Here is a 4,169-nt window from a genome sequence, read left to right as displayed (position 1 = left end):
CGGCGGGTGTGGGGCGGGCTCGACCGCCTCGGGCGAGGCGGATCGGGCCACTGGGCAGTGTAGGAGCCGTGAAGATGGTCGCCACTACAGACACCGGGGCCGCGGCACCGTAGCCTCGGGCGGACCGGATCATCTGGGTCCGCGACGGAGGCACCACCATGGCAGAGAAATCAGCGAAGAAGACCACCGCGAAGGTCGCCGTGCGCTCCTTGAAGGAGAAGCGCGCCGACAAGAAGGCCAAGGGAGCGACGGGCAGCCACTCGGAGGACATCGTCTCGAACGTCAAGAAGCGCTGACGCGCGACGTCCCCGACGGGGCGCCGACCTCCGCACCGGGCATCCCGGTCGCGAGGCGGCGCCCCGTCGTCGTCCCGGCCCGTGACGACGCCTCGAGCCGTACCGGTTTGTGACGCGACGCAGACCTGAAATAACCTCGACCTCGTGGCCCCCGATCAGGCGGGGGCCCGGAGGGACGACAACATGGTCGACAGGCGTGTCAGGACGTGGGCGGCGGCGGGGGTGACGGTCGTCCTGGCCGGTGCCCTGGCACTCGGTGGTGCGACGGGTGCGTCCGCCGCGGGCCCCGGAACGGTCGGCTGGGCCGACTTCACCGTCGACGGGACGGCTCGGGCGTACACGGGCACGATGACACTGCCCGGCGACTTCCCCCAGGCGACGTTCACGTCGACCTCACGCCAGGCCACCATCCCCAGCGGGTCGAGCACCTGGCAGGGCACGGGCACGCCGGTCGGCGCCGAGTACGACTCGAGCCGCGGTCGCCCCTACCTCAACCTGCGTCCCGCCCAGGATTCCCCGACGGCTGCCGCCGCCTCGGTCACGACCTACCCCTTCGACCGGGCCACGCCCACGAGCGACTGGTCGTTCGTGCTCGGCGACGTCGACGCCGACCAGGTGACCGTCTCGGCCACCGACGCCGCCGGCGCGGCCGTGCCCGCGAGCGCCCTCGGTTTCCGGAGCACCTACAACTCCTGCCGCACCGCGACCGGCGGCCCGTCGCCGTCGGGCGACGCCGCCGGGCTGCGCGACGTGCCCTCGTGGAACGCCGGCTCGGGCGTTCTGACCGGCAACGCGACCGCGGCCGACACCGAGGGTGCGAGCGCCTGGTTCAGCCCGACCGTGCCGCTCTCGACGCTGACCTTCACGTATCAGCAGCGGGCCGGGTTCCCGGTGTACCAGACGTGGTTCGTGACCAAGACGTTCACGGCGAGCGGCACGGTGACGAACGACGGCACGGCCTACCCCGGGGCGGTCGTGACGGTGGTCGACCCGGCGACCGGTGAGGTCGTCGGGACCACGACGACGGTCGGCCCCGACGGCACCTGGTCGGTCCCCGGCCTCGTCTCGGGCACGCCCTACGAGGTCGACGTCACGACGCCCGACGGTGCCACCGACCTGCCCGCCCGATCCTTCACCGTGACCGGCGACGACTCCCCCGGCCTCGACTTCGCCTTCACGGGTGCCGTGGCCCCGGTCGACACCGCTCCCCTCACGGTCACGGTCGTGCAGGCCGACGGCACGCCCGTCGCCGACCGTCCGGTGAGCATCGTCGTGCCCGGCCAGATCGACCCGGTCGCATCCGGGACGACCGGCACCGACGGCTCGATCACCTTCGAGGGGCTCGATCCCGCCGCGGAGTACGACGTGGTCGACGAGGTCACGGGCATCGCCCGGAGTCCGGTCACCACGGCCTCGGGCGCTTCGATCACGCTCGACCCGACCGTCGAGATCACCACGAGCATCGTGAACCCCGACGGCTCGGCACCCGCGACCGGGTCGACGGTCGACATCGTGCCGGTCGGCGAGACCACGCCCGTGGCGAGCGTCGAGACCGGCGCGGGCGGCTCGTTCCCGGCCGACGGCCTGACCCCGGGTGAGCAGTACGAGGTGATCCTGGACGAGGACGTCGACTCGGCCGTCACGATCACCGCACCCGCGACGAGCGGGACCACCCCGCCCGTGCAGACCGCCGCTCCCGACACGGTCGACGTCGAGGGCGCGGTCGTGAACGCCGACGGCACCCCCGCCGGGGGCCTGCCGCTGCAGGTGATCGAGGCCGACGCCGCCGAGCCCGAGCCCGTCGCCACCCCGACCACCGACGCGGCCGGCCTCTACCGCGCCGAGGCGCTCGTCCCCGGGACGGACTACGCGATCGTGCTCGACGGTGACGTCGTCGGCACCTTCGCCGCACCGTTCGCCGACGGCACCGTGCCGACGATCACCCTCGCCGCGCCTCCCGTCGTGACGCCCGCGCCCGACCCCGACCCGAGCCCCGACCCCACCGTGTCACCGGCACCCGTCGTGCCCGCGGCCGGTGGGCCCGGCACGGGCGGATCGGGTAGCGGCGACTCGGGCCGACCACTCGCCTACACGGGCAGCGAGCCCGGCCTGCCGCTCGGCCTCGGCGCCGCCGCGCTGGCCCTGGGCCTCGCCCTCGTCACCGGCTCGGCCGTCGTCCGGCGCCGGGTGGAGCGCCGCTGACGGCGGCGGGCGCCGGGTCCTGAACCCGGCAGGCCGAGGAGGCGCGGTGTCCGTCCGACGGGCACCGCGCCTCCTGCGGTCCGCCGGGCCGCGCACCGGGCCTGGGCCGTCGCCGGGTGCGAGGGAGTTGGCTCGGAGCCATGAAGAACACCACACTCGGCCAGGTCGACGGCGGACTCGACGTCGGCCGTCTCGGCCTCGGCCTGATGGGCATGTCCGCCTTCTACACCGGCAACAGCACCGACGACGACGAGTCGGTGCGCGTGATCCACCGGGCGCTCGACGTCGGCGTCACCCTGCTCGACACCGCCGACATGTACGGCCCGCACACGAACGAACAGCTGCTCCGACGCGCTCTCAAGGGCCGCCGCGACCGGGCCGTCGCCGCGACGAAGGTCGGCAACGTCACCGCCCCCGAGGCGCGTGCCGAGCGCACGGTCGACGGTCGGCCCGAGTACGGCCGCCGCTCGGTCGACGGGTCGCTGCAGCGTCTCGGCATCGACCACATCGACCTCTACTACCAGCACCGGGTCGACCCGCAGGTGCCGATCGAGGAGACCGTCGGCGCGATGGGCGAACTCGTGACGGCCGGCAAGGTGAGGTTCCTCGGATTGTCCGAGGCCGCACCCGAGACGATCCGCCGCGCCCACGCCACGCACCCGATCACCGCCCTGCAGACCGAGTGGTCGCTGTGGAGTCGCGAGCCCGAAGCCGAGATCCTGCCGACCGTCCGCGAGCTCGGCATCGGCTTCGTGCCCTACTCGCCGCTCGGTCGCGGGTTCCTCACCGGCACCATCCGCTCGGTCGACGAGCTCGCCGAGGACGACTTCCGCCGGTTCGCGCCCCGTTTCTCGGGCGACAACCTGCAGGCGAACATCCGCATCGTGCAGCAGGTCGACGAGGTCGCCCGGGCCGTCGGAGCCACGCCCGGTCAGGTCGCACTCGCCTGGCTGCTCGCCAAGGGCGAGGGCATCGTGCCCATCCCGGGCACGAAGCGCCGCGCCTACCTCGACGAGAACGTCGCGGCCGACGACGTCGTGCTCGACGCCGAGCAGATGTACCAGCTCGACGACGTGGCCGCGCCGAAGGGCGCCCGCTACGCCGACATGTCGACGGTCGACAAGTAGGCCACCGGCACCACACCGTCGAGTGGACGGGACACCGCGGCGACGCGTGGTGTTCCGTCCACTCGGCGGTTGGGGGGCGATCTCGTAGCGCGTGAGGGCCAGGCCGAGGAGGCGCGGGTACGGTCGAGCGATGGACGACGTGATCAGACGCCGGGCCCTCGTGCACGGCTCGGTGCAGGGCGTGGGTTTCCGTTTCTCGACCGAGGGCGAGGCGGACCGACTGGACGTCGGCGGCTTCGTCCGCAACCTGCCCGACGGGACGGTCGAGGTCGAGGTCGAGGGACGGCCCGACCGGGTGGCGCTGCTGCTCGAGTGGCTCGACGAGGGACCCCGCGGGGCCCGGGTCGACCGGGTCGACGTGAGCGAGCTCGCCCCCGTGGGCGAGAGCGAGGTCAGCAGCCGCCACTGGGCCCGGGGCGGACACGGACGGGAAGCCGGTCGCCGGAGACGAGAAGACCCGACCCGGACGCTCACACACACCCGACAGCGTGGAGTGCCCGGACCGGGCGCGCCCGCGCCCCTGGTGCCCCGCCCGCCCCGAGCC

At 73.6% G+C, this 4,169-nt stretch carries 4 protein-coding genes; all 4 read left to right on the top strand.

Annotation, left to right across the window (positions count from 1 at the left end; all coding sequences use genetic code 11):
* Positions 1 to 158: 158 nt before the first annotated feature.
* On the top strand, positions 159 to 296 hold the full coding sequence (locus AEQ27_RS17965) for a hypothetical protein (RefSeq protein WP_167599047.1): 138 nt from the start codon (positions 159 to 161) through the stop codon (positions 294 to 296).
* A gap of 183 nt (positions 297 to 479) precedes the next feature.
* Positions 480 to 2,498, top strand: coding sequence for a hypothetical protein (locus AEQ27_RS02320; RefSeq protein WP_161805454.1), 2,019 nt, complete (start codon positions 480 to 482; stop codon positions 2,496 to 2,498).
* A 140-nt stretch (positions 2,499 to 2,638) separates the two neighbouring features.
* Entirely contained in the window at positions 2,639 to 3,625 is a 987-nt protein-coding gene (locus AEQ27_RS02315) for an aldo/keto reductase (protein WP_054145222.1), read from the top strand.
* Between the two features lie 130 nt (positions 3,626 to 3,755).
* Positions 3,756 to 4,169: acylphosphatase (locus AEQ27_RS18655; RefSeq protein WP_152970093.1), on the top strand; the 414-nt coding region annotated here is incomplete at its 3' end.

The organism is Frigoribacterium sp. RIT-PI-h (assembly GCF_001297205.1).
GTDB lineage: Bacteria > Actinomycetota > Actinomycetes > Actinomycetales > Microbacteriaceae > Frigoribacterium.
The sequence above is the reverse complement of the archived record's forward strand: the minus strand, read 5'-3'. Positions and strand labels throughout refer to the sequence as shown.